This window comes from Actinocorallia lasiicapitis (assembly GCF_054778695.1).
Genome location: NZ_BAAGZI010000604.1, coordinates 1 through 2312, shown reverse-complemented (window position 1 = coordinate 2312; position 2312 = coordinate 1). Strand labels below are relative to the sequence as shown.

The 2312-nt window shown below is 74.1% G+C and carries 2 protein-coding genes and 1 pseudogene; 2 read left to right on the top strand and 1 reads right to left on the bottom strand.

Annotation, left to right across the window (positions count from 1 at the left end; translation table 11 throughout):
• A pseudogene (locus tag ACYVE7_RS32800) lies at positions 1–215 on the bottom strand (hypothetical protein); the annotation flags it as partial.
• A gap of 146 nt (positions 216–361) precedes the next feature.
• Between ACYVE7_RS32800 and ACYVE7_RS32795 the strand changes: the two are divergent.
• Together ACYVE7_RS32795 and ACYVE7_RS32790 are read left to right on the top strand one after the other, a co-directional pair.
• Positions 362–1162 (top strand): TIGR03084 family metal-binding protein, encoded by an 801-nt coding sequence (locus ACYVE7_RS32795; protein WP_460370308.1) that lies wholly within the window; start codon positions 362–364, stop codon positions 1160–1162.
• A gap of 102 nt (positions 1163–1264) precedes the next feature.
• On the top strand, positions 1265–2312 hold a 1048-nt coding region (locus tag ACYVE7_RS32790), incomplete at its 3' end, for an AAA family ATPase (protein WP_460370306.1).

The following is a 2312-nucleotide window of genomic DNA, read 5'->3' as shown; positions in this document are numbered from 1 at the left end:
CCGCGCAGGCAGCCGCCGCCGGTGCCGCCCGCGCCGTCCCAGCCCCGGTGGTGGGCCAGCACCGAGCGGGCCGGTTCGGGCATCGCCTCGACGACCGCGCGCAGAATCGGGTCCAGCTCGGCGTGCGCCCATGCGAGAATCCGGGCGACCTCCGATATCTCCGGCACAGCGGGCACCGGTGCGCGGCCGTACTCCCCCTCATTGATCACATCCATACGTTCAGCGTGCTGCACGTCGGGCGGGTGCGGCACTGGAGGCGGCCCCGTACTCCCACCCCGAGGATTAACGTGATTCCTCCGGGCGGTGCTTACGGGTCGGGCCCTAATGACGCGGCGGGGCGGCGCCCGGAACCCTCTGGGGCATGACTGACTTCTTCCTGGGCCTCCTCGCCGACCTGCAAGACGAGGGTGAGGCACTCGACCGGACGGTTCGGGACCTGCCGGATCTCCTGTGGGCGCTGCCGACGCCCGCCGAGGGGTGGACGGTCGCCCACCAGATCGCCCATCTGCTGTGGACGGATGAGAAGGCCTACCTGTCGGCGACCGACGCCGACGCCTTCATCGCCGACCTGTCCGCCGTCACCGCACCGGAGTCCTACGTCGATGAGGGGGCGGCACGGGGCGCGCGGCTCGCTCCGGCCGCGCTGCTGCGGCGGTGGCGCGCGGCCCGCAACGACCTGATGCTGGCGCTGGCCGCTCTGCCGCCGGACACGCTCCTGGCCTGGTACGGGCCGCCGATGAAGGCCACCTCGATGGTGACGGCGCGGCTCATGGAGACCTGGGCGCACGGCCAGGACGTCAGGGACGCCCTCGGGGTGAGCCGGCCCCCGTCCCACCGGCTGCGGCATATCGCCCATCTCGGGGTGCGGACGCGGGACCACGCGTTCGTGGTCAACGGGCTGCCCGTCCCGCAGGCGCCGTTCCGGGTGGAGCTGGCCGCGCCGGACGGGTCGGTGTGGGCGTGGGGTCCGCGGGACGCCGCCCAGAACGTCACGGGCCCGGCCGAGGACTTCTGCCTGCTGGTGACCCGCCGCCGCCACCGCGACGACCTCGGGGTGCGGGCCGTCGGAGCGGACGCCGTCCGGTGGCTGGAGATCGCTCAGGCGTTCGCGGGCCCGCCCGGTTCCGGCCGTCCGCCGCTCGGCATCCCGACCGCGCTCTAGGGGGTTCCCCCCTCCTGTCATGCCACCGGCTCGGGCGAGTCTGGCAGGGCAGCGCCGGTCATCGGCCGCTGCGGCGATGGCCGGGAGAACGGGGAACACGGCATGACAGGTGCGGCCTCACTGCTCGACGAGCCGATCAGGACGGCGGCGGCTGCGGAGCTGTCCACTCGCGACATTCCGCTGTTCGGACGCGACCAGGAGCAGCAGTTGCTGCGGCGGCTTCTCCTGCGGCCCCGGGGCCGCAGAGGAGTCATGATCGCCGGCCCGGCGGGGGTCGGGAAGACACGGCTTCTGGAGGAGGCCGTCGCCCAGCTCCCCCGGGACACCAGCATCCGCTATCCGGCGGAGTTCGACGTGTCGTGGGTCAGGCGGCTGTCCGGCCCGGGGCAGCGTCCGGCGGGCCGTCAGGCGCTGGTGATCGACGACGCTCATCTGCTGGACTCCGACCAGTCGGCCGCCGTCCTGGAGCTGGCCAGGCGGGGCGGGACGGTGCTCCTGCTGGCCGCCGACCTCGACCGGGACACGGTGCCCGCCGAGGTGACGGCGCTGTGGAAGGACGACCACGTCGCCCGGATCGATCTTTCGCCCCTGGACGGGGAGGCGATCCGGGAGCTGGCCGAGGCGATGCTCAAAGGCCGCATCTGCGAGGCGACCGCGGCGCAGTTCGCGGCGCTGTGCGAGGGCTACCCGCTCACGCTGCGGGAGCTGCTGCGCTCGTCGGTCCAGATGGGCTGCCTCGTGGACGCCAACGGCCTGTGGACCCTGACCAGGTCACCGGCGGTCGCCGTGACCGGCGCGGGAACCTGCCGCAGGTCGCTGGACGCGCTGTCCGCGGCCGCCCGGGACGTCGCCGAACTCCTCGCGATCACCGGGGGGCTGCCCGCGGCGACCGTGGAGTGCCTGGCCGACACCGCCGACATCGCCGCCGTCGACGCCCGCGGCTTCCTGCGGCTCGACCGGGTCGGCGCGCCGACCCATGGCGACGGGCTGGTCCGCATCTCCCGGACCGTCCTGCAGGACCTGCTCCGGCAGCAGATCTCCCCGCTGCGCCGCCGGAGCCTGCTGCGCCGGCTCGTCCGGACCTTGGAGACGGCCGGCCGCGACCGGCTGGACACGACCCGCTGGCGGCACGCCCTGGGCGATCCGGTCG